Origin of the sequence: Ralstonia mannitolilytica, from assembly GCF_000954135.1 — a bacterium.
GTDB classification, from domain to species: Bacteria; Pseudomonadota; Gammaproteobacteria; order Burkholderiales; family Burkholderiaceae; genus Ralstonia; species Ralstonia mannitolilytica.
Genome location: NZ_CP010799.1, coordinates 2,076,992 through 2,103,239, shown reverse-complemented (window position 1 = coordinate 2,103,239; position 26,248 = coordinate 2,076,992). Strand labels below are relative to the sequence as shown.

At 64.5% G+C, this 26,248-nt stretch carries 20 protein-coding genes and 4 tRNA genes; 9 read left to right on the top strand and 15 right to left on the bottom strand.

What is annotated here, in order from left to right; translation table 11 throughout:
- Nucleotides 1–191 precede the first annotated feature (191 nt).
- The 7 genes from TK49_RS10035 (at nt 192) to TK49_RS10005 (ending at nt 8,450) form a co-directional block, all read left to right on the top strand.
- A complete protein-coding gene (locus TK49_RS10035) occupies nt 192–1,565 on the top strand; it encodes a sigma-54 dependent transcriptional regulator (protein ID WP_045786553.1) in 1,374 nt (457 codons plus the stop codon).
- Between the two features lie 971 nt (nt 1,566–2,536).
- Complete coding sequence (locus tag TK49_RS10030) at nt 2,537–3,205, top strand: LuxR C-terminal-related transcriptional regulator (protein WP_045786552.1); 669 nt, start codon at nt 2,537–2,539, stop codon at nt 3,203–3,205.
- A gap of 42 nt (nt 3,206–3,247) precedes the next feature.
- Nucleotides 3,248–4,114 (top strand): M90 family metallopeptidase, encoded by an 867-nt coding sequence (locus tag TK49_RS10025; protein WP_045786551.1) that lies wholly within the window; start codon nt 3,248–3,250, stop codon nt 4,112–4,114.
- On the top strand, nt 4,111–4,665 hold the full coding sequence (locus TK49_RS10020) for a hypothetical protein (protein WP_045786550.1): 555 nt from the start codon (nt 4,111–4,113) through the stop codon (nt 4,663–4,665). Before TK49_RS10025 ends, TK49_RS10020 begins: the two co-directional genes overlap by 4 nt.
- Before the next feature lie 213 nt (nt 4,666–4,878).
- Complete coding sequence (locus TK49_RS10015) at nt 4,879–5,139, top strand: type B 50S ribosomal protein L31 (RefSeq protein ID WP_045786549.1); 261 nt, start codon at nt 4,879–4,881, stop codon at nt 5,137–5,139.
- A gap of 169 nt (nt 5,140–5,308) precedes the next feature.
- Complete coding sequence (locus TK49_RS10010; protein ID WP_045786548.1) at nt 5,309–7,096, top strand: ArnT family glycosyltransferase; 1,788 nt, start codon at nt 5,309–5,311, stop codon at nt 7,094–7,096.
- 7 nt (nt 7,097–7,103) lie between these two features.
- Complete coding sequence (locus TK49_RS10005; RefSeq protein WP_045786547.1) at nt 7,104–8,450, top strand: MATE family efflux transporter; 1,347 nt, start codon at nt 7,104–7,106, stop codon at nt 8,448–8,450.
- A 105-nt stretch (nt 8,451–8,555) separates the two neighbouring features.
- Here the strand turns inward: TK49_RS10005 and TK49_RS10000 are convergent.
- The 4 genes from TK49_RS10000 to gltX all read right to left on the bottom strand — a co-directional run bounded on the left by TK49_RS10000 (nt 8,556) and on the right by gltX (nt 10,478).
- Nucleotides 8,556–8,632, bottom strand: a tRNA-Asp gene (locus TK49_RS10000).
- A 65-nt stretch (nt 8,633–8,697) separates the two neighbouring features.
- A tRNA-Glu gene (locus tag TK49_RS09995) sits at nt 8,698–8,773 on the bottom strand.
- 118 nt (nt 8,774–8,891) lie between these two features.
- Nucleotides 8,892–8,967, bottom strand: a tRNA-Ala gene (locus TK49_RS09990).
- A gap of 113 nt (nt 8,968–9,080) precedes the next feature.
- Nucleotides 9,081–10,478, bottom strand: a complete 1,398-nt coding sequence (gene gltX, locus TK49_RS09985; protein ID WP_045786546.1) for a glutamate--tRNA ligase — start codon at nt 10,476–10,478, stop codon at nt 9,081–9,083.
- A 179-nt stretch (nt 10,479–10,657) separates the two neighbouring features.
- On the opposite strand from gltX, the gene TK49_RS09980 reads away from it, so the two are divergent.
- A complete protein-coding gene (locus TK49_RS09980) occupies nt 10,658–11,614 on the top strand; it encodes a patatin-like phospholipase family protein (protein WP_045786545.1) in 957 nt (318 codons plus the stop codon).
- 65 nt (nt 11,615–11,679) lie between these two features.
- Here TK49_RS09980 and TK49_RS09975 read toward each other — a convergent pair whose 3' ends face one another.
- From TK49_RS09975 to TK49_RS09955, 5 genes are all read right to left on the bottom strand, one after another.
- Nucleotides 11,680–12,324, bottom strand: a complete 645-nt coding sequence (locus TK49_RS09975) for a C40 family peptidase (protein WP_045786544.1) — start codon at nt 12,322–12,324, stop codon at nt 11,680–11,682.
- Nucleotides 12,325–12,566: 242 nt separating this feature from the next.
- Nucleotides 12,567–14,222 (bottom strand): ABC transporter ATP-binding protein, encoded by a 1,656-nt coding sequence (locus TK49_RS09970; RefSeq protein ID WP_045786543.1) that lies wholly within the window; start codon nt 14,220–14,222, stop codon nt 12,567–12,569.
- Nucleotides 14,219–15,343, bottom strand: coding sequence for an ABC transporter permease (locus TK49_RS09965; protein ID WP_045786542.1), 1,125 nt, complete (start codon nt 15,341–15,343; stop codon nt 14,219–14,221). The genes TK49_RS09970 and TK49_RS09965 overlap by 4 nt, the downstream gene beginning before the upstream one ends.
- A 14-nt stretch (nt 15,344–15,357) precedes the next feature.
- Nucleotides 15,358–16,410, bottom strand: coding sequence for a microcin C ABC transporter permease YejB (locus TK49_RS09960; RefSeq protein WP_045786541.1), 1,053 nt, complete (start codon nt 16,408–16,410; stop codon nt 15,358–15,360).
- Between the two features lie 4 nt (nt 16,411–16,414).
- Complete coding sequence (locus tag TK49_RS09955; protein ID WP_045786540.1) at nt 16,415–18,301, bottom strand: extracellular solute-binding protein; 1,887 nt, start codon at nt 18,299–18,301, stop codon at nt 16,415–16,417.
- 293 nt (nt 18,302–18,594) lie between these two features.
- On the opposite strand from TK49_RS09955, the gene fabI reads away from it, so the two are divergent.
- Nucleotides 18,595–19,389, top strand: a complete 795-nt coding sequence (fabI, locus tag TK49_RS09950) for an enoyl-ACP reductase FabI (RefSeq protein WP_045786539.1) — start codon at nt 18,595–18,597, stop codon at nt 19,387–19,389.
- 459 nt (nt 19,390–19,848) lie between these two features.
- On the opposite strand, the gene TK49_RS09945 is transcribed toward fabI, so the two are convergent.
- The 6 genes from TK49_RS09945 to cysS all read right to left on the bottom strand — a co-directional run bounded on the left by TK49_RS09945 (nt 19,849) and on the right by cysS (nt 26,126).
- Nucleotides 19,849–19,942, bottom strand: a tRNA-Ser gene (locus tag TK49_RS09945).
- A gap of 137 nt (nt 19,943–20,079) precedes the next feature.
- Nucleotides 20,080–21,330 carry an aspartate kinase gene (locus tag TK49_RS09940; protein WP_045786538.1) on the bottom strand — a complete coding sequence of 417 codons (1,251 nt, stop codon included), beginning with the start codon at nt 21,328–21,330 and terminating at the stop codon, nt 20,080–20,082.
- A gap of 96 nt (nt 21,331–21,426) precedes the next feature.
- Nucleotides 21,427–22,833: a tRNA lysidine(34) synthetase TilS gene (tilS, locus tag TK49_RS09935; protein WP_045786537.1), complete on the bottom strand. Its 1,407-nt coding sequence runs from the start codon at nt 22,831–22,833 to the stop codon at nt 21,427–21,429.
- Nucleotides 22,802–23,770, bottom strand: a complete 969-nt coding sequence (locus TK49_RS09930; protein ID WP_045786536.1) for an acetyl-CoA carboxylase carboxyltransferase subunit alpha — start codon at nt 23,768–23,770, stop codon at nt 22,802–22,804. Before TK49_RS09930 ends, tilS begins: the two co-directional genes overlap by 32 nt.
- 86 nt (nt 23,771–23,856) lie before the next feature.
- Nucleotides 23,857–24,738, bottom strand: coding sequence for a DNA-3-methyladenine glycosylase family protein (locus TK49_RS09925; RefSeq protein ID WP_045786535.1), 882 nt, complete (start codon nt 24,736–24,738; stop codon nt 23,857–23,859).
- Nucleotides 24,735–26,126: a cysteine--tRNA ligase gene (cysS, locus tag TK49_RS09920; protein WP_045786534.1), complete on the bottom strand. Its 1,392-nt coding sequence runs from the start codon at nt 26,124–26,126 to the stop codon at nt 24,735–24,737. The genes TK49_RS09925 and cysS overlap by 4 nt, the downstream gene beginning before the upstream one ends.
- Nucleotides 26,127–26,248: the final 122 nt, after the last annotated feature.

Sequence of the window (26,248 nt, the reverse complement as noted above, 5' to 3'; positions counted from 1 at the left end):
GGGGGAACCCTTCCGGGCCATTTGCGCACGCTGATAGTTCATTCGCATTATGAGACGCGGGCGCAAGCGTTTGCGTTCATCGTCCTTAAACGTCATCGCCAAAGCGAAACCCCGCAACCATACTGCAAGCCTGGCCCGGCCGAGCCGCCGGTCAGGATGAAGTCACCACCAAAAATCGAACGGGGGAAACCATGCGCAATGAGTCGCTGGAATGTACTGCTGCGTGCCGAACCGTCGTGGTGGCGTCACGCGCAGGGTTGGGGGAGATTGACGAGACGATCCTGGGCGCCGACTGGCGTGTGCGGCGCGTCACGTCGGTGCGCGAACTGGGCTGTGCGATCCGCGATGGCGGCCCCAAGGCCGGACTGGTCGATTTTGGCAGCAGCTTCTCGGCCGCCGAGCTGGACCTGCTGGAGCGCTGCATGCAGGTGCCGCAAGTCGGCTGGGTCGCGGCCCTGCCCCAGGCCATGCTGAGCCATGAACGCGTGCGCAGGCTGGTGCGCGACTATTGCGTCGACTACGTGCAGATGCCGTTGCGCACGGACGAGGTTGCGTACTCGTTGCGTCATGCGTGGGGCATGGCGGCGCTGGCTCAGGACGTCGCGCCGGCACCGAAACCGACTCACGCGCGCATGCTCGGAGAGTGTCCTGCCATGCATAACTTGTTCCGCGCCATCCGCAAGGTTGCGCAGAACAGTGCGCCGGCCTTCATCGCGGGCGAGTCGGGCACCGGCAAGGAACTGACCGCACAGGCCATTCATGAAGCGTCGGCGCGTGCCAGCCGACCGTTCATCGCCATCAATTGCGGCGCGATCCCACCGCACCTCATCCAGTCCGAGCTGTTCGGCTACGAGAAAGGCGCGTTCACGGGCGCGCACCAGCGCCACATCGGCTGGGTCGAGCATGCCAATGGCGGCACGCTGTTCCTCGATGAAATCGGCGACCTGCCGCTGGAGAGCCAGGTCAGCCTGCTTCGCTTCCTGCAGCAAGGCACTATTACGCGGCTGGGCGGACATCAGGCCATTCCGCTGGATATCCGCATCATCTCGGCTACGCACGTGGACCTGGAGGCCGCACAGCACCACGGTGGCTTTCGCACCGACCTGTTCCATCGGCTGTGCGTGCTGACGCTGTCGGTCCCGCCGCTGCGCGAGCGCGGCAGCGACATCGTCCTGCTTGCCGAGCACATCCTTGCCCAGCACGCGAGCGAGGCTTCGCATCGCATCCGCGGGTTCACCCCGTGCGCGCTGCACGCGATGATGCACTACCCGTGGCCCGGCAACGTGCGCGAACTGATCAACCGTGTCCGGCGCGCACTGGTGATGACCGATAACCGCAAGATCTCGGCCGCCGATCTTCACCTGGAGGGCTACGCCTCGGTGTCGGGCCAGACGCTGGAAGAGGCACGCGAAGGCGCCGAATCGGATGCCATCCGTACCGCCATCGCCCGCAACGGCTTTCACATGGGCATGACGGCGCGCGAATTGGCGGTCTCGCGCGTGACGCTGTATCGGCTGATGCAGAAGCACGGCATCCGCGCCGAACATCCGCTTCATCCGGCCTGAGCGGCTCCGCCCACGAAGCGGCGGCGACGCCTGCGCCGGGGGGAATCCGGTTGTTGGCCGAGTGCATCCTCCTTCCAGAATCGCCATGAAAAAAAAAGTGCCCGCCGGGGGACGGAGCACGAAACGGTTGCGTGGCCCGCCCACGCACCGGCGGGCTCCACGTTGCGGCAGTGTCACATGGACGACACGACGCGGCAGCAGGCCGGGCCGCGGCATGCCGCGGAGCCTTGTATGGGCGCGGGCGGCGCCCATACCCCACTTCCGAGGGGGTTGCGCCCGATTCCCTGGCGTTGGATTGTTAAGCCACGCATGCGAGGTACTCGGTTCGCCGTCCGGCAGCACAGGCACGACAGAACCGGGGGATGGATCGAATGCGCGGGTGGGAAGAAGATCGATGGCGGCTTGCACCGGCAACGTATCGGTGAAAACGCCTCGCCAGGCGACCAGCAGCGCGGCGGTAGGCTGCACCAAGGCGCCTTCTACTACGAGCGCACGCGTCACGGCGACCACGGCCGCAAGATTTGCGACCACTCCGGTCTCCTCGGTCATCCACCTGAACGGCAAACGCCGAGCACTGCGCTGCGCGATTGCTGGCATGGCTCGCTCCTCCCCGGAGAACAGAGAGCGACATCCGTGCCATGACGTTTAACGCCTTGTTTTTACGGGATATTCAGCACGCGGAAGATCGCTTGCCCCATCGCCCCTGCGGGATGTTGTGTCATGGCTGAAACCGCCACCGCAGCAAGAGTGCCGCGACGGGCCGTTCTCCACGTCGAACGGATTGCGCGCCCTGGCAAATACCCCACAACCGTTGCCAGGGCACGCTCACGAGGGTCCCGAGACATGGCCGTGGCAACTGTCATTTTTGACATACGCCACTAAAATGATTCGGAACGGGGGTCTGCTCTGGTCTGTTTCTCGCCTGGAGCGACAAGGATGTTCGCAAGATCGGTAACAGGTCGAGAACAACGATGAACACTGTTTTGATCGAAGCCCATCCGTTGGTGCGTACGGGCATTGCGCACCTGCTGCGGACGCTCAAGGGCGTCACTGGCGTCACCATCGTCGAACCCGACGAAGGGATGTTTGACGCCATCGAAGCCAATGCCGACGCGGGTCTTCTGGTCATCGGGCTGCCGCTTCCACAGCTGGACGAACTCTCCGCCATCGGCGAGATCATGCACCGGCCCCATGCGCGCCACGTGGTCGTGCTGGCGGAATCCGAATCCCCCGACATCATCCGCACGCTCATGCAGATGGGCCTGTCGGGCTACACGCTCAAGCACTCGCCGGGCGAAGTCATCGCGGCTTCGCTCGAACTGGTGCTCGTGGGCGGGCAATACATCCGGGCCAGCGCCCTGCTGCCGGAGTCCCGCCTCGACGGCGCACCCAACCCGGCGCTGGCGGGTGATCCCCAGACCGACCCCAAGCTGCTTGGCATCACACCGCGCCAGTATGAAATCCTGGTGCTGCTCTCGCGCGGGCATCCGGTCAAGACGATCAGCCGCATGCTGAACATCTCCGAAGCCACCGCCAAGGCGCATATCAGCACGCTGTACCGGCGCCTGAAGGTGCGCAGCCGTACCGAAGCCGTGTACGTCGCAAACCAGCGCGGCGCGCGGCTGCTGTCGGTAGCCTGATCCTTCCAGAAACACGAAAGCTCGCGCCGATATACTGGTCGCATGCTTTCGTCGGTCTTACGCTGGTTTTCTAGCCGCACACGCTCGCGGCGCCTGGCGCGTTATGCCATTTCAGACGCGCTGTGGTCGCGCACGCTCGCGGGGCTCCCATTCCTGCTGAACTGGCCGCAGGCCGACCTCCTCCGCCTGCGCGAGACCGCCACGCTGTTCATCGCCGAGAAGGAATTCACGACCACGCACGGCTTGCCGCTCACCGACGAGATGGTCATCAGCATTGCCGTGCAGGCCAGCGTGCCGGTACTGGAACTCGGCATCGCGTGGTACCGCGGGTGGCACGGCATCGTCATCTACCCAGGTGAATTCGTCATCCGCAAAGAGGTTATGGATGAAGACGGCGTCGTGCACGACGTACGCGAGGAGGCTTCCGGAGAGGCATGGGAGCACGGGCCCGTCATCCTGTCGTGGGAGGACATCGAACTCGGCGGCGCGTCCCCCGAGCCCGGTGCCCAGCCGTACAACGTGGTCGTGCACGAATTCGCGCACAAGCTCGATATGCTCAATGGCGAATCCGATGGCATCCCCGCGTTCTCATCGCGCCTGCATGCCGACGTCGATCGCGAGCCATGGGCCGACGCACTCTACGCCGAGTACGATGCGTTCGCCGATCGGTGCGGGCAGGTTCCGCAGCGCCGGTGGGATACCGATCCGATCCTCTCGCTGCTCGATCCGTACGGCGCGCAGCATCCCGCGGAGTTCTTTGCGGTGGCGTCCGAAGTGTTCTTCGTCGAACCGGTGGCCTTGCTCGAGACACTGCCATCGCTGTATGCGCTGCTGCAGGCGTTCTACCTGCAGGATCCGGCACGGCGCGTGCTGCATGCCGGACAACGCCAGGAGGGGTTCTTGCCATGACGATCCGCCAAGCGCTTCACACGCTTCTGCTCGGTTGCTGCTTCATTGCAGTCCCGAGCTGGGGGCAAGGAACGGCTCCCGTCGTTCTTGGCGTGACCGCGCAGCTGGACGGACAGTCGGAAACGCAGCGCGTCACGCTGCCTGCGGATACGTCCACCGGGCAGCACGTCGCACTTCTCGAGCACACCCAATCGTTCGACGTGGGCGGCTCCATGCCGCGTACCCAGTGGGAGGAGCGCTTCGCGGCCGGCCTGCCCGATGACACCATTACGCTCGGCTGCGACGCCACGGTCTGCCAGTTCATGCGCCATCGCTGGGCCAAGACCGGCGTCGACGTGAGCCTGCGGCCCATGGCCGCGTCGGGCGACTTCCAGCCCCTGTCGATCGGCGTGACGCTGCATCGCTTCCGCCCGTCGCCCGATGCGGAATCCCCCGCCCAGGTGGACACCTGGACGCGCAACCTCGACACCTCGTTGCGTGTGGGCGACATGCGGACCATCGATCTGGACGGCCGCGGCGTCCTGACCATCGAGCGCCTGGCCGCGCCCTGACGGCGCCCGCGCGGAAATATGCGCATAACGTCACTGCAAGGCGTCGGGAAACGGCGGATTTTATGGCCGGCGCGTTGCCCAAGCCTTTGTTTCTCTGGCATAATCGCCGTTTCTCCACCCGGCAAGTGATTCGACGGCTGGCCGCTCGACGCTCCTCGCAATTGAGCGCCTGAAGCGCGCCGCGAATTGGCTACCTCAACCCCAGGGCCCATCATGAAAGAAGGCATTCACCCGAATTACCGCGAAGTCGTGTTCCAGGACATGTCCAGCGACTTCAAGTTCATCACGCGCTCGACCATCCAGACCAAGGAAACGATCACGCTGGACGGCAAGGAATACCCGCTGGCCAAGATCGAAGTCTCGTCCGAATCGCACCCGTTCTACACGGGCCAGCAAAAAGTTCTGGACACGGCCGGCCGCGTCGAAAAGTTCCGCCAGAAGTTCGGCAGCAAGGCAGGCAAGGCCGCCAAGTAATGCCGGTGCCGGAGACGGCTCACTGCATGACTCGTCTCCCTGGTCCGAAAAAGGCAGCTCCGGCTGCCTTTTTTGTTTCTTGGCACAATGTCGGGTTTTTGCGCCCGACCCTCTCTCGATCGGCACGCTGTTGTGCAACCGCGGCCGGGTCCGCCCGGTCTGACACCCGATGAACACCACCCGCGTCTCGCGCATCCGCCTGACTGCCGCCGCCACCCGCGAACTGCCGCGCTGGCTGCTGCTCGCCATCTGCGTGATCTACGGTTTGTCCGGACTTTTCTCGCGCGACCCGTGGAAGAACGAAGACGCCGCGGGCTTCGGCGCGATGTGGACACTGGCCACCGGCAACGCCCAGGACTGGCTGATGCCGAACATCGTCGGGCGCCCGGTCGTGCAGGCCGGACCACTGGTGTTCTGGATCGGCGGCGCGTTCATCCGCCTGTTCGGGCAATGGCTGGGCCCAGCCGATGCCTCGCGCCTGGCCACCGCGCTTTTCTTTTTCGTCACCTGCGCCTGCATCTGGTATGGCGCCTATCTGCTGGGCCGCCGCGCAGAAGTCCAACCGTTCGAATTCGTGTTCGGTGGTCAGCCCAACACCCGGGACTACGGCCGGACGCTGGCCGACGGTGCACTACTGATCTTCCTGGCCTGCGTCGGTCTGGCGCAGCGGGGCCATGAAACCACCCCGCTGGTCGGCGCGCTGTGCTTCGTGGCGGTTGCCATCTACGGGCTGATCCGCGCGCTGGACAAGCCGCTGTACGGCAGCGTGCTGTACGGCATTGGCGTCGGCTGCCTGTCGCTCGCGGGCGGGCCCATCCTGCCGCTGACCATCACGATCGCCGTGCTGATCACCGCGCATGCCACACGGGCGCTGCCGCTGAGGCCGCTGCTGACCGTGGCGCTTCCCATTTCCATGGTGCTTGGGCTGTCGTGGCCAGCATTGGCCTACCTGCTGGCAAGCAACCCGAATGACGCCGTCAGCTTCGTCCGCGACTGGGCGCGCTTTGACCGCCATCAGTATGCGGGGCCGACCGGCCACTCGCTCGGCTTTATCGCGCGCAACCTGCCGCTGTTCGCGTGGCCGGTGTGGCCACTGGCCGCGTGGGCGTGGAAGAGCTGGGGCGGCATGCGGACCGCGCCGCATATCGCCCTGCCGCTGGCCGTCCTGGCGCCGCAGATCGTGCTGCTGCTCATGCAGCCGCAACCCGGCGACGACGCCTTTCTGCTGCTGATTCCGCCCATGGCGATCATGGCCACGTTTGCGCTCCCCACGCTCAAGCGCGCCGCGATCAGCGCCATCGACTGGTTTGCCCTGCTCGCCTTCACCATCCTGGGCGGCACCGTATGGCTGCTGTGGATCGCCAAGATGACGGGCTTCCCGCCGCAGCTTGCGCGCAACGTGTACCGCATCGTGCCGGGCTACCGCCCCGAGTTCAGCTGGACGGCCCTGGCGTGCGCACTGCTGGTGACCGCCGCGTGGGTACTCATCGTCGTCTGGCGGACCTCGCGCGCGCCCAAGGCCATCTGGCGCGCGGTCGTGATCTCGGCGGCCGGCACCACGCTGATGTGGGTGCTGATGATGACGCTGTGGCTGCCCACCATCAATTACGCCAAGACTTACCGCGACGTTGCACAGTCGGCCGCGCTGGCGCTGCCGCAAACCTACACATGCGTGCAACCGATCCGCATGGGCGACGCACAGCTCGCCTCGTTCGCCTACTTTGGCCATATCCGCTTTGGCAACCCCGAGGACAACTGCGACATCCTCCTGCGCCATGATCCGTACGACTACGGCGCGCCGGCGAGCATCTCCAATTACGAATGGCGGCTCATCTGGGAAGGCCGCCGCCCGGCCGACCGCGACGAGCACTTCCGCATGTACCGTCTGACCGAGGCCGCGGCCGCCACACATCCGCCACCCGCGCCGGCCACGCGCCGTCGCAAGCTGCGCCAATAACGTTCCGATGTTCTTTGCCGATGTCCGTCGCATCGTCGCGCTCGCCTGGCCGGTGCTGATCGGCCAACTGGCCGTGATCGCCTTCGGCGTGCTCGACACGGCCATGGCCGGGCGCGCATCGGCCGCGGACCTTGCGGCGATCGGGCTGGGCGGGTCGATCTACGTCACGGTCTACATCAGCCTGATGGGCGTGCTGCAAGCCCTGTCCCCCATCGCGGGGCAACTGTATGGCGCCCGCAAGCACGGAGAGATCGGCGAGGAAGTCCGCCAGGCCGCCTGGCTCGGGCTGGCCCTCTCAGCCGTCGGCATGCTGATCCTCTGGTTTCCCGCCCCGCTGCTGCATCTGGCGGACGCAACACCGGAGCTGGCCGAGAAAGCGACCGCCTACCTCCGCTACGAGGCGCTGGCGCTGCCGGCGGCGCTCGGCTTTCGCATTTACTCGGCGCTGAACAATGCCCTGTCGCGGCCGGTCATGGTGACGGTGCTGCAGTTGGCGGGGCTTGTGCTCAAGTTTCCGCTCAATGCGGTGTTCCTCTACGGTGGCCTCGGGCTACCGGCGATGGGCGGCCCCGGTTGCGCGCTCGCCTCGATGATCATCAGCTGGTTGTGGTTCATCGCCGCAGCGGTCATCCTGATACGCAATCCAGCGTACGCGCCGTTCTCGATCTTCACGCAGTACTCGCCGCCAAACCGCGCGCGGCTGTGGGCGCTGATCCGACTCGGTGTGCCGATGGGGCTCACCTACCTGATCGAGATCACGTCGTTCACCCTGATGGCGATCTTCATTGCACGGCTGGGTACCGTAGTCCTGGCCGGACACCAGATCGCGGCCAACCTCGGCGCGGTGGCATACATGGTGCCGCTGTCCCTGTCGATCGCCACATCGACGCTGGCCGCGCAATCGATTGGCGCACGGGATCGAGGGGTAGCGCGACGCATCTCATTGAACGGCATCAAGCTGGCCGTGCTCTGTGCAGCCCTCGTTGGTGTGGCGGTGCTCGTCCTGCGCCGGGAGCTCGTCGGGCTCTACACGCGCGACGCAGCCGTCCTCGCGATCGCGGTGCCGCTACTGCCCTTCATTGCGTTCTATCAGATGTTCGACGCGCTGCAGGTGATGGCCGCGTTCATCCTGCGCGCCTACAAGATCGCGCTGATCCCGACACTGATCTATGCGCTCTCGCTGTGGGGCGTCGGCCTGGGCGGCGGGTACGTGCTGGGCTTCGGGCTGCTGGGCGATGCGGCTGCTCAGTTGCAGGGCGCTGCGGGCTTCTGGGCTGCCAACGGATTGAGCTTGATGGTTGCCGGCGCCCTGCTTGTCGGCTATTTCAACCACGTCAGCCGCATCCACGATTAATGCGGCGCCTTTAATCGCGCTTTAAAACTCCAGGGACACTTCTGGGACATTGCGCGGAAGTGAAGCGCAAAAGAAAAAACCCGCTGCAAGCAGCGGGTTTTGATTTGGCGGAGTGGACGGGACTCGAACCCGCGACCCCCGGCGTGACAGGCCGGTATTCTAACCGACTGAACTACCACTCCTTGTCGGCTTGCTCGACCAGCTAGAGACTGGCTTTGCGATTGAGCTTCTGGTTAAGCTCTTGTTTTGGCGTCCCCTAGGGGATTCGAACCCCTGTACTCACCGTGAAAGGGTGATGTCCTAGGCCTCTAGACGAAGGGGACAGAAACTGTTTTGCAACGTTTTCTGTCTTACGCTGCGAAGTCCGCTACTATAACGAACTTTTTAGCGTTTTGGAAGCTTCTTTTCAAATTTATTTTTGAATCGAATCTTTCGGCATTTTGGTGGAGCTAAGCGGGATCGAACCGCTGACCTCTTGCATGCCATGCAAGCGCTCTCCCAGCTGAGCTATAGCCCCAAGTTACTGCTTTTTACCGCGTTTTCGCTTCGTGTTGCAGCGAAAACAAGAGTATAGGGGAAGTGTTCAGCGCTTGGCAATACCCTTTCGAAAAATTTTTTGCGCGGCCGGCATCACGCGGCCAGGCGGCGCAGAACGACATCGCGACCGAACAGTTCGAGCACGGCGTCGATGGACGGCGTCTGCAGTTGCCCCGCCACCAGCAGGCGCACCGGCATGGCCAGCTTGGGCATCTTCCAGCCGTGTGCGGCAAGGACGTCCTTGAAGGCCGCCCCGATCGCCTCGCGCTTCCACTCAGGCAACGCACCGAGCTTCTCTGCAAGGGCGGCAATGCCCGGGCGGACGTCGCCAGTGAGGTGCTGCGCAGCGAGTTCCGGATCGACGCTCAGGTTGGTGCGGTAGAACAGCAGCGCGGTCTGCGCAACTTCGCGCAGCGTGTTGGCGCGATCCTTCACCAAGGCAATGACGTCGGCCAACACCGGACCACCGTCGACCTTGCCACCGAGCTCTTCGATGAACGGCTTCACGAGGCCGGCCAGGCGCGCGTTGTCGGCCTGCTTGATGTAGTGGTTGTTCAGCCAGGCGAGCTTTTCGGGATTGTATTGAGCGGGCGATTTGCCGAGGTGCTCCAGGTCGAACCATTCGACGAACTGCTCGCGCGAGAAGATCTCGGCGTCGCCGTGGGCCCAGCCGAGACGGGCGAGGTAGTTGACGATGGCTTCCGGCAGGTAGCCCGCATCGCGGTAGCCGGTGACGCTCATGGCGCCATGGCGCTTGCTCATCTTCTCGCCCTGCTCGTTCAGCACGGTCGGCAGGTGCGCGTAGACGGGCGGCGTACCGCCCAGCGCACGCAGGATATTGATCTGGCGCGGGGTGTTGTTGACGTGGTCGTCGCCGCGGATGACGTGCGTGATCTGCATGTCCATGTCGTCCACGACCACGCAGAAGTTGTACGTGGGCGTGCCATCGGGGCGCGCGATGACGAGGTCGTCCAGCTCGTCGTTGGAGATCTCGATGCGGCCCTTGACGGCGTCATCCCAGACCACGCTGCCGCCGATCGGGTTCTTGAAGCGGATCACCGGCTGCACACCTGCGGGCGGCGTCGGCAGAACCTTGCCGGGTTCCGGGCGCCACGTGCCGTCGTAGCGCGGCTTCTCACCGCGCGCGCGCTGCGCCTCGCGCAGGGCGTCGAGCTCTTCGGTGCTCATGTAGCACGGATAGGCCATGTCCTGCTCGACCATCTGCGCAATGACCTCGCGGTAGCGATCCATGCGCTGCATCTGGTAGAACGGGCCCTCGTCGATGTCCAGGCCGAGCCAGTCCATCGCTTCGAGGATCACGTCGACGGCTTCCTGCGTGGAGCGTTCCACGTCGGTATCTTCGATGCGGAGGATGAAATCGCCGCGCATCTTGCGGGCAAACGCCCACGGATACAGTGCCGAGCGGATGTTGCCGAGGTGAATGAAACCGGTGGGGCTGGGAGCGAAACGAGTGCGGACGCGCTGGGTCATAGGAATGGCTGAACGAAGAGGGCCACGCAGTCGGATGACAGGCGGCCCTGTAAAACAGAAATTATAGCAACCGCGCCCCGCGCAGCTGCCCGGCCCGCCGCCGAACTTTGGCACAATGGCGGCCGGCTGCAGCGCCCCTGACGCGACTGCGCCGATCTCTCACCGCCCTGACCGTCCCCATGCAACGCCGCTTATTTCTGGGCGCCACCGGCGCCTCCATGCTGTCCGCGTGCACCGTCACCGGCTTTTCCTCGGGCAAGACCGAAACACCGGTCACACCGCCGACGGCCGTGCTGCCGCCCACGGCACAACCCGCAACCCTGCCCGTACGCATCGGGCTGGCACTGGGCGGCGGCGCCGCGCGCGGCTTCGCGCACATCGGCGTCATCAAGATGCTCGAAGCGCAGGGCATCCAGATCGATTTTGTGACCGGCACCAGCGCCGGCAGCGTGGTCGCGGCGCTCTATGCGTCGGGCATGTCGGGGCTTGAGATGAACCGCATGGCGCTCAAGATGGACGAGGCCCTGATCGCCGACTGGGCGCTGCCGTTCGGCACCCGCTTCGGCGGATGGCTCAAGGGAGAAGCGCTGGAGAAGTACGTCAACCGCCTGGTCAAGCAGAAGGCCATCGAACAGATGCGCACGCCGCTGGGCATCGTTGCGACGGATCTGGCCAGCGGCAAGCCGATCCTCTTTCGGCGCGGCAATACCGGCCAGGCCGTACGCGCGTCGTGCAGCATCCCGGGCGTGTTTCAGCCCGTGACCATCGGCGGACGGCAATACGTGGACGGCGGGCTCGTCGCCCCGGTGCCCGTGACGTACGTCAAGCAGATGGGCGCAACGTTCGTGATTGCGGTGAACATCTCGGCGGACCCGTCCAGCCAGGCTGTATCCGGCCAGGCCAGCATGCTGCTGCAGACCACCGCCATCATGGGCCAGAGCATCAACAAGGCCGAACTCGCACAGGCGGATGTGGTGATCACTCCATCGCTGCCGTTCGTGAAAGGCAGCGACTTTGCCGCACGCAACGAGGCCATCCTCGCGGGCGAGCAAGCCGCGCAGGCCGCCATGCCGCTGCTGCGCGAAAAGCTGCACCTCACGCAGACGACCGCGGCCTCTCCGTCGTCGCCGCATTGAGCCCACCCGCGGCGGGCAACAAAAAAGACCGCCTCGGCGGTCTTTTTTCTTCGACACCTGCCAGATCAGCCACCGTACATGGCCAGCGGCTTGCCAGCGGCGTTCGGATCGATGCGCTTGAGCTGCTCGACAAAGTTGTCCGCACCATCCTTGATGGAGCTCGCGTTGCCATCGATACGGCGCGCACCGTTGTAGCGCGTCACCCAGTACGAGGCCGTCATGTCATCAACGCGGATCTTGCTGCCGGTGGACGGCGCATGCACGAACTTGTTGTCACCGATGTAGATGCCGACGTGCGAGAAGGTGTGGCGCATGGTGTTGAAGAACACCAGATCGCCGGGGCGCAACTCGGCCATGTCGACACTGGTGCCGACGCGGCTCATCTCAACAGCGCGGCGTGGCAGCAGGAAACCGAAGGTGTCGTTGAAGACGTAGCGGACAAAGCCGCTGCAGTCGAGGCCCGATTCAGGCGTGTTGCCGCCGAAGCGATAACGCAGGCCGATCATGCCCAGCGCGTTCATGACGACGTCGCCGGTTTTGCTCATCACGTTGGAGATGAGGCCGGGCTTGGCATCGGACTTGGCGTCGGCGTGAACTTCCGTGTCCTTGAAGACCGTATCAGCCTGTACTGCATTCGACACGATCACGCCGCAGCCGATCACAACCCCTACCGCCAGGCGCGCCATGGAATGAAGTACGAAGTGCTGCATTGGTTCTCCCTCGGAAACTCGTTATGGTCGGCCACACATACGCCAACCGAAATGAGAACAGTCCGAATCCTGTTAAAAACAATCTCGCAGGATGATAAAAGTGACACTTTGACTTGTCAAAGGTCGTTACAAATTTCCCTGAATCCATAGACGAATCAGGTACTTACACATGACTTTCGATGCGCATTCTTACAAATAGGACGCCCCAAAACTGCACCGCTTTTGGGAGCGGACGGCCGTCCTTACGGGTTATCCCGTGCAGGAATGAGTGAAGCGGCGGCCATGAGTTTGCAGGTATACGGATGCGAAGGTGACGCCAGAACCGCCTCCGTGTCGCCCTCTTCGACCACTTTTCCGTCCTTCATCACGATCACGCGATGTGACATCGCCCGGATCACGGCCAGGTCATGGCTGATGAAGAGATACGACAAGTTGTACTTTTTCTGAAGGGCGGACAGCAGCGAAAGCACCTGCTGCTGGATGGAGACATCGAGTGCGGAAGTCGGCTCATCGAGCACCAGTACCTGCGGCTTGAGGATCAGCACACGCGCGATAGCAATGCGCTGGCGCTGGCCGCCCGAGAATTCGTGTGGATACCGCCCGAGCGCCGTGCGGTCCAGGCCGACTTCCCGCAGGGCTTCGATCACGCGATGCCGACGGTCGGCGGCGTTGATATGCGGCTGATGCAGCGCGAGGCCCTCCCCCACGATCTCCTCGATCGTCATGCGCGGCGACAGCGAGCCATACGGATCCTGGAACACGACCTGCATGCGTGCACGGACGGCGCGGCGTTCATCGCGCGAAATGCGCAGCACCGAGTTGCCGAGGAAACGCAGATCGCCGCCCTTCGGCGCCTGCAGCCCGAGCAGCGTCTGGGCAAGCGTGGTCTTGCCCGAGCCGGATTCGCCCACGATGCCAAGCGTCTCGCCTTCGCGCAGCTGCAGCGACACCGCATCGACCGCGGTAAATGGGTCGGAGCGGAACCACCCCGCAAAGCCCGGTCGATGGCGTTCGTACGTGACCGTGAGCCTGTCGGCTTCGAGCAGGACCGGGGCTAGCGGCACCAGGGGCAGCACGTCGCGTTGCGGGCGGCTCTCGAGCAGGCGCACCGTGTAGGGATGCTGGGGCGCGCTGAACACGTCGGCCGTATTGCCGCTCTCGACGAGCACGCCGCGCTCCATCACCCCGACGCGCTCGGCAAAGGCGCGCACCATGTTGAGGTCGTGCGTGATCAGCATGATCGCCATGCCGAACTCGGCTTGCAGTTCGCGCAGCAATTGCAGGATCTGCATGCGCACAGTGACGTCCAGCGCGGTGGTCGGTTCGTCGGCCAGCAGCAGCTTGGGCGAGCATGCCAGCGCCATGGCGATCATCGCGCGCTGGCGCTGCCCGCCCGAGAGCTGGTGCGGAAACGCGTCGAAGCGGCGTGGCGCCTCGGTAATCCCGGTGCGCTCGAGCAGCGCAATCGCGCGGGCCTTGGCAGCGCGCTTGTCCAGGCCTTCGTGCAGTTCCAGCGTTTCGACGATCTGGTTGCCGATCGTGTACAGGGGGTTGAGCGCCGTCATGGGCTCCTGGAAGACCATGGCGACGTCGGCGCCGCGCAGGCCGCGCATCTCGCGCTCGCTGGCGGCGAGCAGGTCTCGACCCTCGAACAGGATGCGCCCGCTGTAGTGCGCATCGGCCAGCAGCCGCATGATCGACAGGGCGGTAACGGACTTGCCCGAGCCGGATTCCCCAACCAAGGCAAACCGCTCGCCCGCCTGCAGGTCGAGCGAAACGTGCTTGACGGCCTCAGTCGTCTCGCCGTGCTCGGATTCGAAGCGCACGCACAGATCGTCCAGCCGCAGCAGCGGGCCGTCGTACCGCGGCGCGGGGGAGCGCAGATCAACGCGGCTCATTTCACCCCCGCCGGCTTTTGGCGCGCACGCAGGTGCGCGAATGACAGGCGCGTGTCGAACGCATCGCGCAGCGCGTCGCCCATGAACGTCAGCAGCACGAGGGTTAGCACGAGCACCACGAAGGTCGACAGCGAGATCCACCATGCATCGAGGTTGGCCTTGCCTTGGGCGAGCAGTTCGCCGAGGCTCGGCGTCGACGGCGGCACGCCCAGGCCGAGAAAATCAAGGCTCGTGAGGGCGAGGATGGCCGCGCTCATGCGGAACGGCAGAAAGGTGATCACCGGCGTGAGGCTGTTGGGCATGATGTGGCGCCACATGATCTGCCAGTTGGACAGGCCCATGGCCCGCGCCGCCTTCACATAGTCCAGCGAGCGGTTGCGATAGAACTCGGCGCGCACGTAGTCCGACAAGCTCATCCAGCCGAACAACGACAGCAGGATGATCAGCAGGCCGAGGCTCGGTGTGAAGATCGACGCGAAGATGATCAAGAGGTACAGCTCTGGCATCGAGCTCCAGATCTCGATCAGACGTTGCGACACCAGATCGAAGCGCCCACCGAAAAAGCCCATGAGGGCGCCGGTGAGCGTGCCGATCAGCACCCCGAGCAGCGTGAGCGCCAGCCCGAACAGCACCGAGACGCGAAAGCCATAGAGCAGCCGCGCAAACACGTCGCGCCCCCGGTCATCGGTGCCGAGCCAGTTTTCGGCCGACGGCGGCGCCGGATTGGGCTCCTTCGAGAAGTAGTTCAGCGTCTCGTACGAATACGGATTGGGCGGATAGATCGCGAAGCTGCCGGGCTCCTTGAACTTCTCGCGGATGTAAGGATCGAGGTAATCCGTGGGCGTGGGGAAATCTCCGCCGAACGCCGTTTCGGGGTACGTCTTCACGATCGGGAAGTACCACTTGCCGTGGTACCGCACGACCAGGGGCCGGTCATTCGAAATGGCCTCGGCCGCCAGGCTGAGCACGAAGAGCACGACAAAGATGACGAGGCTCCAGTAGCCCAGCCGATGCTGCTTGAAGCGCCGCCATGCACGCTTGAGCGGCGACGGCGAATGGCGCACCGCATGCGGCGCGGCGACGTTGGACGGATGTGCGGAGGTACGCGAATACTGGGTCATGATGCTCTGTCCGCCTAGCGCCCCACCGAGCCGAAATGGATGCGCGGATCGACAAGCACGTAGCAAACGTCCGAGATCAACCGCGCTGCCAGCCCGATCAGCGTAAACAGGTACAGCGTGCCGAGCACCACCGGATAGTCGCGCCGGACCACGGCCTCGTACGACAACAAGCCCATACCGTCGAGCGAGAACAGCTGTTCGATCAGCAGCGACCCCGTGAAGAACGCGCCGATGAACGCGGTCGGAAACCCGGTCACCAACGGCAGCAGTGCGTTGCGGAAAATGTGCTTCCACAGCACACGCCGCTCCGACAGGCCCTTGCTGCGCGCCGTCAGCACGTACTGCTTGCGGATCTCTTCGAGAAATGCGTTCTTCGTCAGCATGGTGATGACGGCAAAGCTGCCCACTACCGACGCCGTCACCGGCAGCGCGATGTGCCACAGGTAGTCCGTCACCTTGCCGAGCAGGCTCAGCTGATCCCAGTTGTCAGACGTGATGCCGCGGATCGGAAACCACTGGAAGAACGTGCCGCCGCCAAACAGCACCAGCAGCAGCACACCGAGCACGAACCCGGGGATGGCATAGCCGACCAGCACGACGATGCTGGTCACGAGGTCAAACCGGCTGCCTGCCCGGACCGCCTTCGCAATGCCGAGCGGCACCGCGATCAGGTAGGTGAGAAAGAAGGTCCACAGGCCGATCGATATCGATACCGGCAGCTTGGATTTGATCAACTCCCACACGCTGCGGTGCTGGAAGTAGCTCTCGCCCAGGTCGAATCGCGCAAAGCGCCCGAGCATCAGGAAGTAACGCTCCACGGGGCTCTTGTCGAAGCCGTACAGCGCCCGGATTTCCTTGATCTTCTCGGCGTCCACGCCACGCCGGCCGCGATAATCGAACGCGCCGCCGCCGCTGGCCTCGCTGCCGCCGCCGCGCCCTTTCATCTCCATCATCATCTGCTCGACGGGGCCGCCGGGCACGAACTGGATCACCACGAATGTGAGCGTGATCACCCCGATCAACGTCGGGATCAAAAGCAGCAGCCGTTTGATCAGGTAGGCAAACATGGCGTCACCGATGGGGTGATTGGGAGGCTTCCGGCTTGCGCCACCAGGCCGTCAGCACCCAAGTTTCCGCCGAGTAGTAGTACGGCAGGCGCTCCGGATACATCAGGTTCTTGTTGTAGGCCACGCGGTGCGATGCCGAATACCAGTGCGGAATCACATAAGACCCATGCATCAGCACACGGTCGAGCGCGCGCGAGGCGATGACGAGTTCGTCGCGAGTCTGTGCGCGCAGCACGTCGTCGATCAAGGCATCCACCGCCGGCGATTTGAGGCCGATCACGTTGTCGGAGCCTTGCTCGTCCGCCGCCGCGGAACCGAACCGGTCCTTCAGCTCATTGCCCGGGCTCTGTGAGTCGGGAAAGCGCAGCGAGATCATGTCGAAATCGAACTCTTCGAGCCGCTTCTGGTAGAGGGCAAAGTCGGTCATGCGCTGGTTGACCTGGATGCCGAGCTTTTCGAGATTGCGCGCGTAGGCTGCCATCACGCGGCTCATGGCGCCACCGTCGTCCAGCATCTCGAAGACGAAGGGCTCGCCCTTGGCGTTGCGCAACGCGCCGTCGGTATATGTCCAGCCCGCCTGGGCCAGCAGGCGGCGCGCCTGGCGCAGGTTGTCGCGCAATGAGCTTGGGGGGTCGGTGGAGGGCGGCGGCGAGAGCACGCCAAACACCTCGGGTTCGAGCTTGCTGCGCAGCGGTTCCAGCAGTGCGAGCTCGCCCTTGCCGGGCATGCCCGTGATCGAATCCGAGGCCGCGAGCTCGCTGTTGGCGAAGTAGCTGTCCAGCCGTCGATATGCGCCGTAGAACAGCTGCCGGTTGAGCCACTCGAAGTCGAGCGCAAGCCCCAGCGCCTGGCGCACCCGCAGATCCTGGAATAGCGGCCGACGCAGGTTCATCACGAACCCCTGCATGCCGGCGCCATTGCGGTGCGGGAACTCGCTCTTGATCAGCTCGCCGTTGCGGAACTTCACGCCGACGTAGCTCTTGGCCCAGTTCTTGGCACGGTATTCGACCATGGCGTCGTATTCACCGGCCTTGAACGCTTCGAGGCGGGCGGTCTCGTCCTTGTACAGCTTGTACTGGATGCGCTCGAAGTTGAACGAGCCGCGACGTACGTTCAGGTCGCGGCCCCAGTAGTTCGGGTTGCGCCGGAATGTGATGCCGCGCGACGGATCGAATCGCTCGATCACGTACGGCCCGCTTGCAATGGGGTCCTGGAAGGTCAGCTTGTCGAACGGGACATCCTTGCCGCCATCCGGGTCCTCCGCCTTGCCGCTGCCCTTGCCCCATTTGGGCGAGAACACCGGCAAGCCACCTACGATGAGCGGCAGCTCCTTGTTCTTGCGCTTGAACTCATAGCGGATGGTGGCGGCATCGACGACCGTCACCTTCGATACGTCGGCCGTCATGCTGCGGTAGGCGGGGCTCGCGCCCTTGCCCATCAACATGTCGTAGGAGTACTTGACGTCGGACGCGCGTACCGGGTCGCCGTTGGAGAACCGCGCCTTCGGGTTGAGATGGAACGTCACCGACAGCTCGTCCGGCGCGACGTTGACGTCGTCGGCGAGCAGGCCATAGCCGCTGGCCGTCTCGTCCCAGCTTGAAATGAGCAGGCTTTCGAACACCAGCTGGTTCAGGCCCGGCGCGGACGTCCCCTTGATCGTGAACGGATTGAACTTGTCAAAACTCGTGCGCCGGTCGGGGTTGCCCAGCAGCAGCATCCCGCCAATGGGCGCCTTCGGATTCAGATAGGCGAAGTTCGAAAAGCCGGCCGGATATTTCAGGTCGCCGTATTCCGCATAACCGTGTGCCGCCCAGGCTGGCGCCGCGCATGTGGCCGCCAGCAGGCAAGCCAGTGCCATCCATCGTGTGTGTGCCGCAGCGCGCACGCTCATTGCGCCCCTTGCCCCCGTTGTCCTTGCATGCGTTGATCCGATTGATCGGTGTGTAAAACAGTGTTTTGGACGATTCTAACGCCCTGCCGAGGCAATCCCGTCAAATCGGCCGGCAGGATCGTCCCGCATTGACAAGGCGGGCACAGCGTATGCACTGCCGCGCAAAAGCGCAGCGGTACGGAGCTTTCCGGTATGATCGCGCCGACCCAATCACGTCGCGCCCGCAATCACGCCCGCTCCATGCCGCCGTGGCGTATCGGCGCGACGTTGCCCCACATCTGCACGGAGAAACCATGGGATTCCTCGCTGGCAAGCGCATTCTGATCACCGGCCTTCTGTCCAACCGCTCGATCGCCTACGGCATCGCCAACGCCTGCAAGCGCGAAGGCGCCGAACTGGCCTTCACGTACGTCGGTGAGCGCTTCAAAGACCGCATTACCGAATTCGCCAACGAGTTCGGCAGCAAACTGGTGTACGACTGCGACGTCGGTAGCGACGAGCAGATCGCCAAGGTGTTCGAAGACCTCGGCAAGCACTGGGGCCACTTTGACGGCCTCGTACATTCGATCGGCTTTGCGCCGCGCGAAGCGATTGCCGGCGACTTCCTCGACGGCCTGTCGCGTGAGTCGTTCCGTATCGCGCACGACATCTCGGCGTACAGCTTTCCGGCGCTGGCCAAGGCCGCACTGCCGATGCTGTCGCCCAATGCGTCTCTGCTCGCCCTGACCTACCTGGGCGCCGAGCGCGTGGTCCCGAACTACAACACGATGGGGCTGGCAAAGGCATCGCTGGAGGCCGGCGTGCGCTATCTGGCCAATTCGCTGGGGCCGAAGGGCATCCGCGCCAACGGCATTTCGGCCGGCCCGATCAAGACGCTCGCGGCGTCTGGCATCAAGGATTTCGGCAAGCTGCTCAAGTACATGGAAGACGTCGCACCGCTGCGCCGCAACGTCACCATTGAAGAAGTCGGCAACGTGGCCGCTTTCCTGCTCTCCGATCTGTCCAGCGGCGTGACGGGCGAGATCACCTACGTCGACTGCGGCTTCAACGTGACCGCCGGTGTGCCGGAGAGCGTCGGCCAGGGCTGACGCTGAACGGGCGTGCGGCCCACCTCCGTGTCACCGCACGTGAACGCACGAGCCAACGGGACCCAATCGGGTCCCGTTTTTCGTGGATGGCGACAGCCCTCTCCCGTACATAGCCGCACGTCCTCCGGGGCCAAGCCCCTCTCCCCTCTGCCATCCGCGCAACGTCACCACGTCTCCCAACCGCGCAAATCGCTCTTGATACCGGAGGCGCTCGGCATGACCCATCGCACTGCGCTGCCGCCAGGCTCCGTTGCTCACGTATCGCGGTGGGTATGGGCAACGCTGAACGCGGCTGTCACCCGCCCGTGCAAACGTCGCCCACTGCATGCAGCCCCGGCGTCATGCCCTGCCTCGTGCCAAGCAGGAAACGGCCGGCGAATATGGTGGCTTGCTCGTAGGGCGCGCGCCAAAAAGAAAACCCCGGAAGACCGCGATCTTCCGGGGTTGTTCCGCCATTGCTGGCGGAGACGGAGGGATTCGAACCCTCGATCCAGGTTTTGGCCCGGATGCTCCCTTAGCAGGGGAGTGCCTTCGACCTCTCGGCCACGTCTCCCAAACTGTCCGTCGCACGAAGGAGCCCGCGCGACGAAGCGCGTATTCTAGCCACTTCACCCCACCCGGTCAACGACAACTGCATGACAGCGGTGGGGAGCAGCAGCTCCGGGGCGCCACCCGGCAATGCTCAGGCGATTACGCCTGGTCCAGCTCGAACGCCTTGTGCAGCGCGCGCACGGCCAACTCCATGTACTTCTCGTCGATCAGCACCGAGATCTTGATCTCCGAAGTCGAGATCATCTGGATGTTGATGCCCTCTTCCGACAGCGTGCGGAACATCTTGCTGGCGATGCCCACGTGCGAGCGCATGCCCACGCCCACCACCGACACCTTCGACACCTTCGGGTCGCCGGACACGCTCGCCGCGCCAATGTGGCCTTTCACGCTGTCGTTCAGGATCGCCAGGGCGCGCTGGTATTCGCCGCGCGGCACGGTGAAGGTGAAGTCCGTCTTGCCTTCCACCGACTGGTTCTGGATGATCATGTCGACGTCGATGTTGGCGTCGGCGACCGGACCCAGGATTTGATAAGCGATGCCGGGCTTGTCCGGCACACCGATCACGGTGATCTTGGCTTCGTCGCGGGCAAAGGCGATGCCGGAAATGGCGGCGGCTTCCATGTTCGAATCTTCCTCAAAAGTAATCAGCGTGCCCGAGTTCATCTCGACGTCGAGCGGCATCAGCGGGTCGGTCAGCGACGACAGCACGCGCGTCTTCACGCGGTACTTGCCGGCAAACTCCACCGAGCGAATCTGCAGCACCTTCGAGCCCAGGCTGGCCATTTCCAGCATCTCCTCGAAGGTGATCTTGTCCAGCCGGCGAGCGTCGTCCACCACGCGCGGATCGGTGGTGTAGACACCGTCGACGTCGGTGTAGATCAGGCATTCCTCGGCTTCGAGCGCGGCGGCGACCGCCACGGCGGAGGTGTCCGAGCCACCGCGGCCGAGGGTGGTGATGTGGCCTTCGCTGTCGATGCCCTGGAAGCCGGTGATGACGACCACGCGGCCGGCATCGAGATCGGCGCGCACGCGCTGGTCGTCGATCGACTGGATGCGGGCCTTGGTGTAGGCCGAGTCGGTCCTGACCGGCACTTGCCAGCCGGTATAGCTGCGGGCGTCAATGCCTTCGGCATGCAGCGCGATGGCCAGCAGGCCCACGCTCACCTGCTCGCCCGTGGAGGCAATCATGTCCAGTTCACGCGGGTCGGGCTGGGCCGAAATCTCTTTGGCCAGACCCAGCAGGCGGTTGGTTTCGCCGGACATGGCCGACGGAACGACCACGATCTGGTGACCGGCACGATGCCATTTGGCAACGCGCTTGGCGACGTTCTTGATGCGTTCAACTGAACCCATCGACGTGCCGCCGTATTTGTGAACGATGAGAGCCATCTTGGGAAGATCGAGAGGAGGCGGTGCGGTGCAAAAGCTTTTGAAAATACAGCAAACTGCATTGATCGGCAAGCAAATCGCGCGAAGCGATGTGCCCTATCCCCCACGTAGGCCTGCCGGCAGCCAGGCAATGTCCCACGCGGCACCCCGCTTCACGAGCGAGCGGTCGATGCCCAGACCCGCGGCGAAGACCAGCGTGTCGCCCGCGTACAGCAGCGGCAGCTTCGCCCGCTGCCAGGCGGGGATTCCCGCTTCCTGATAGGCCTGCTTCAGGGCGCGCGTAGGGCCGCCTGTGCGCAGCACGATGCGCTCGCCCCCTCGGCGCGGCACGAGTGAGAGCGGTCCCCGCAACGCGTGCGTCGGAATGCCGTTCGACACGGGCGAGAAAACGAGCACCCCCTTCCACGCCGCCACATCGACACGCTGCTCGGTACGCCGCGTCCCATCAAAGGGGATGACCTCGCCGGCAGCCTGTCGCGCGGGATCGACCTCGGCGCGTTCCATCCATGCCATCCCGCGGTAGCGCCTGACGCAGCGCCCGGCCGGCAGGTTGACGCACAGCGCGCCATCCTGGCGGGCCTCGACCAGTTGTGTGCGCAGATCGTCCAGCCGGCGCGCGGACAGAGCCCGCATGCCTTCCGACCCGAGCCACAGCCGCAGGGCCGCACGCTGGCGCGCGCGCGACAGCGCGGCCAGTCCTGCGATGCTGAGACCGTTCGCGGAAACGATCTGCGCGAGATCCGCCCGTGCGACTTCATCGACGAGCTCAGCCGCATGCGCGAGGTGCGCCGCGCTGCGCGCCAGTGCTTCGCGATACCCGGGAAAATGCGCGGCCATTCCCTTGAGCAGCGGCCGCAATGCATTGCGCGCGTAGCGCGTGTCATCGTTCGAGGGGTCGTCAACCCAAGTCAGCGAACGCGCGTGTGCATAGCGCTCGATCTCGCTGCGCGGCACATCGATCCAGGGGCGCAACAGCGGGAATGCGCCGGGGCGCACCATCGGCATGGCGGCGAGCCCGTCCAGGCCCGCACCGCGCATCAGCTGCAGCAGGACGGTTTCCGCCTGATCGTCCAGGTGGTGCGCCGTCAACAGAAGCGACGCGCCGGTCTCGGTGCAAAGCGTTTCCAATGCGGCATAGCGGGCCTCGCGCGCGGCTTCCTCGACGCCCTGTCCTGCACTGGCGCAGACATGGACGCGGCGCGCGTGGAACTCGACGGCGACGGCTTCGGCCATGCGGGAACAGGCGCGCTCCCAGGCGTGGGCATCGGCCTGCAGGCCGTGATTGACATGCAGCGCAACGAGCCGTACGTGCGCCCCTGCATCGCGCCACGCCGCGCACGCGTGCAGCAGCGCGGCGGAATCGCGCCCGCCCGACAGCGCAATGGCCACGGTCGGCACGCCGCCAGAAACGACAAAGGCCGCACACGCGGCAACGCGTTGTGCGACCTTGTCGACCAGCAGCGCAGACGAATCAGCGACCGTCGGTTTCCTTGAACTTGCCATAGGCCATCAGCCGTTCGTGGCGACGCGCCTGCAGTTCCGACGTCTTCATGCCCTGGAACTGGCGCAGCGACTCGGCCAGCGCGCGCTTGAGCATGGCGGCCATGGCCTTCGGATCGCGGTGGGCGCCACCCAGCGGCTCGTTGACGATCTTGTCGATCAGGCCCAGCGCCTTCAGGCGGTGCGCGGTCAGGCCCAGTGCCTCGGCGGCTTCGGGCGCCTTCTCGGCCGTCTTCCACAAGATCGACGCGCAGCCTTCCGGCGAGATCACGGCGTACGTCGCGAACTGCAGCATCAGGACCGCGTCGCCCATGGCGATGGCCAGCGCCCCGCCCGAGCCGCCCTCGCCGATGATGGTGGCGATCAGCGGCACCTTCAGGCCGGCCATCACGAACAGGTTGTGACCGATGGCTTCGGATTGGCCGCGCTCTTCTGCATCGATACCCGGGAAGGCGCCCGGCGTATCGACGAAGGTGAAGATCGGCAGGCCGAACTTGTCGGCCAGTTCCATCAGGCGCTTGGCCTTGCGATAGCCCTCGGGCTTGGACATGCCGAAGTTGCGCAGCGCGCGCTCCTTCGTGTCGCGGCCCTTCTGGTGGCCGATGACCATGCAAGCCTGGCCGTTGAAGCGCGCCAGACCGCCCACGATGGACAGGTCGTCCGCAAACGTGCGGTCACCGTGCAACTCGTGGAAGTCGGTGAAGATCTCGCGGACGTAGTCCAGCGTGTAAGGACGCTGCGGGTGCCGGGCGATCTGTGCGACCTGCCAGGGCGTCAGGTTGGCGTACAGATCCTTGGTGAGCTGCTGGCTCTTTGCGGCCAGGCGGGAGATTTCTTCAGAAATATCGACAGCGGAATCGTCTTGAACGAAACGAAGTTCTTCGATCTTCGCCTCAAGTTCTGCGATCGGCTGCTCGAACTCCAGGAAGGTTGTTTTCATGGATCTTCTGAAAGGCTCTTGAAGGCGCGCATTCTACCGGATTTTGGCCGCCCGGCGATGCGCGCCGTTTCATTGAAGTTGACAGCTCAATACGTGGTGGCCGTATCGAGGCTGCGCCACATGTACCACGTCGCCACGGTGCGCCACGGCTCCCAGTTGGCGGCCACTTCGCGCGCCTCACTGCGAGTGACGGGTTCGCCACTGAAATAGTTCTGTGAGATCGCGTTGATCAGCCCGATGTCGTCCAGCGGGAGCACGTTCGGGCGCATCAGGTTGAACATGAGGAACATCTCGGCTGTCCAGCGGCCGATGCCGCGAATCTGGGTCAGCTCGGCGATGACGTCCTCGTCGTCCATCTCCGCCCACTTGGCCACGTGCACCGTACCGTTGCGGAAGTGCTCGGCCAGATCGAGGATGTACTCGGCCTTGCGCTTGGACAAGCCGCAGGCCGCGAGTTTCTCCTGCCCGGCCCGCAGGAACTGTGCAGGCACGAGTTTCGGGCACGCCATCACCACGCGCTCCCACACCGATTGCGCCGCCTTGACTGAAATCTGCTGGCCCACGATCGATCGGGCAAGCGTGACGAATGGATCGCCGCGCGATGCGAGGTGCGCCGGCCCGTACGTCGGGATGATCTTGCGCAGGATGCGGTCGCGCTTCATCAGGTCGGCGCACGCCTCTTGCCAGTACGCGGGTGGGCCCGACAGCACGACCTCGGCCGGCACGGGCACGGTTTCGTTGGTCGCGAGGGTTTCCGGCAGCGGCACCTTGGTTGCAGCGCGCTTGGCAGGACCGGCCTGCGTCACCTTGCCGGCCTTGATGGTCGTGCTTTTGGCGGCAACCGTCTTGCTCGGCGCGCCGTCGATCTTCTTGGCGGAGGCCTTCCGGGGGGCCGCCGTTTTCACGGCAGGCGCCTTCCTGGCGGCCGTGCCGCGCCCTGCGCTGGCTTTCTTGGCCACCGCGTTCATGCGCGTCTCCACTCGGTCACGCCGCCCGGCTTGTCTTCCAGGACGATGCCCGCGGCCAGCAGATCGGCGCGGATCGCGTCGGCGCGGGCAAAGTCTCGTGCGGCCTTGGCGGCGCGGCGCTCTTCGATGCGGGCTTCGACTTCAGCCGCATCCAGGCCATCGGCCGACACGCCGCCTTGCAGGAACGCGTGCGGATCGCGCCCCAGCAAACCCATCACGCCGGCCAGCGCCGCCAACTGAGTGGCCAGCTCAGGGGAGCGCGTCTTGTTGACTTCGCTCGCCAGCTCAAACAGCACCGACACCGCGACCGGCGTGTTGAAGTCATCGTTCATGGCCTCGCGGAAACGCTTGCCGTGCGGCTCGTTCCAGTCGGGCTGCGCATTGGCCGATGCGGGCACGTCCTTGAGCGCTGTATACAAGCGCGTCAATGCGTGACGGGCGTCGTCAAGGTGTGCATCGCTGTAGTTCAGATCGCTGCGATAGTGCGAGCGCAGGATGAAGAAGCGCACCACTTCCGCGTCGTACACCTTCAGCACATCGCGGATGGTGAAGAAGTTGCCCAGCGATTTCGACATCTTCTCGTCATTCACGCGCACGAAGCCGTTGTGCATCCACGTGTTGACGAAGGGCTTGCCGGTCGCGCCCTCGGACTGGGCGATCTCGTTTTCGTGGTGGGGAAACTGCAAGTCGGCGCCGCCACCGTGCAGGTCGAAATGTTCCCCGAGCAGCTCGCAGCTCATCGCCGAGCACTCGATATGCCAGCCGGGGCGGCCCTCGCCCCATGGCGAAGCCCAGCGCGATTCGGCCGGCTCGTCGGCCTTGGCGGACTTCCACAGGACGAAGTCGAGCGGATCCTGCTTGGCATCGTTGGCCGCAACCCGTTCGCCGGCGCGCAGGTCTTCGAGCGACTTGCCCGACAGCTTGCCGTAGCCGGGGAACTTGCGCACGGCGTAGTTCACGTCGCCGTCGGCGGCCTGGTAGGCAAGGCCATTCTGCTGCAGCTTGCCGATCATGCTCAGCATCTGCGGCACGTATTGCGTCGCGCGCGGCTCATGATCGGGGCGCTGCACGCCCAGCGCATCGGCGTCTTCGTGCATCGCCTCGATGAAGCGCGTGGTGAGCGCGCGCATCGTCTCGCCGTTTTCCACCGCGCGCCTGATGATCTTGTCGTCGATGTCGGTGATGTTGCGCACGTAGGTCACCTCGTAACCCGATGCACGCAACCACCGCTGCACCATGTCGAACACCACCATGACCCGCGCATGCCCGACGTGACAGTAGTCGTACACCGTCATCCCGCACACGTACATGCGCACGCGGCCAGGCTCGATGGGGACGAACGTCTGTTTCTCACGCGCAAGCGTGTTGTAGATCTTGAGTGATTCCATGAAGCGGTGTCGGGAGATTCAGCGCGCCGCGCATGCGAGATGCGCCGATGCAGGCGGACCAAATTGGAGGCAGTCGGCGCCGGTACAGCGCCCGAAAAACTAGCGGCATATCTTACCGGAAC

Excerpts from the sequence above, each read along its gene's own strand:
- TK49_RS10035 (WP_045786553.1), top strand. The coding sequence starts at position 192 with ATGCGCAATGAGTCGCTGGAATGTACTGCTGCGTGCCGAACCGTCGTG.
- TK49_RS10030 (WP_045786552.1), top strand. The coding sequence starts at position 2,537 with ATGAACACTGTTTTGATCGAAGCCCATCCGTTGGTGCGTACGGGCATT.
- TK49_RS10025 (WP_045786551.1), top strand. The coding sequence starts at position 3,248 with ATGCTTTCGTCGGTCTTACGCTGGTTTTCTAGCCGCACACGCTCGCGG.
- TK49_RS10020 (WP_045786550.1), top strand. The coding sequence starts at position 4,111 with ATGACGATCCGCCAAGCGCTTCACACGCTTCTGCTCGGTTGCTGCTTC.
- TK49_RS10015 (WP_045786549.1), top strand. The coding sequence starts at position 4,879 with ATGAAAGAAGGCATTCACCCGAATTACCGCGAAGTCGTGTTCCAGGAC.
- TK49_RS10010 (WP_045786548.1), top strand. The coding sequence starts at position 5,309 with ATGAACACCACCCGCGTCTCGCGCATCCGCCTGACTGCCGCCGCCACC.
- TK49_RS10005 (WP_045786547.1), top strand. The coding sequence starts at position 7,104 with ATGTTCTTTGCCGATGTCCGTCGCATCGTCGCGCTCGCCTGGCCGGTG.
- gltX (WP_045786546.1), bottom strand. The coding sequence starts at position 10,478 with ATGACCCAGCGCGTCCGCACTCGTTTCGCTCCCAGCCCCACCGGTTTC.
- TK49_RS09980 (WP_045786545.1), top strand. The coding sequence starts at position 10,658 with ATGCAACGCCGCTTATTTCTGGGCGCCACCGGCGCCTCCATGCTGTCC.
- TK49_RS09975 (WP_045786544.1), bottom strand. The coding sequence starts at position 12,324 with ATGCAGCACTTCGTACTTCATTCCATGGCGCGCCTGGCGGTAGGGGTT.
- TK49_RS09970 (WP_045786543.1), bottom strand. The coding sequence starts at position 14,222 with ATGAGCCGCGTTGATCTGCGCTCCCCCGCGCCGCGGTACGACGGCCCG.
- TK49_RS09965 (WP_045786542.1), bottom strand. The coding sequence starts at position 15,343 with ATGACCCAGTATTCGCGTACCTCCGCACATCCGTCCAACGTCGCCGCG.
- TK49_RS09960 (WP_045786541.1), bottom strand. The coding sequence starts at position 16,410 with ATGTTTGCCTACCTGATCAAACGGCTGCTGCTTTTGATCCCGACGTTG.
- TK49_RS09955 (WP_045786540.1), bottom strand. The coding sequence starts at position 18,301 with ATGAGCGTGCGCGCTGCGGCACACACACGATGGATGGCACTGGCTTGC.
- fabI (WP_045786539.1), top strand. The coding sequence starts at position 18,595 with ATGGGATTCCTCGCTGGCAAGCGCATTCTGATCACCGGCCTTCTGTCC.
- TK49_RS09940 (WP_045786538.1), bottom strand. The coding sequence starts at position 21,330 with ATGGCTCTCATCGTTCACAAATACGGCGGCACGTCGATGGGTTCAGTT.
- tilS (WP_045786537.1), bottom strand. The coding sequence starts at position 22,833 with ATGGCAAGTTCAAGGAAACCGACGGTCGCTGATTCGTCTGCGCTGCTG.
- TK49_RS09930 (WP_045786536.1), bottom strand. The coding sequence starts at position 23,770 with ATGAAAACAACCTTCCTGGAGTTCGAGCAGCCGATCGCAGAACTTGAG.
- TK49_RS09925 (WP_045786535.1), bottom strand. The coding sequence starts at position 24,738 with ATGAACGCGGTGGCCAAGAAAGCCAGCGCAGGGCGCGGCACGGCCGCC.
- cysS (WP_045786534.1), bottom strand. The coding sequence starts at position 26,126 with ATGGAATCACTCAAGATCTACAACACGCTTGCGCGTGAGAAACAGACG.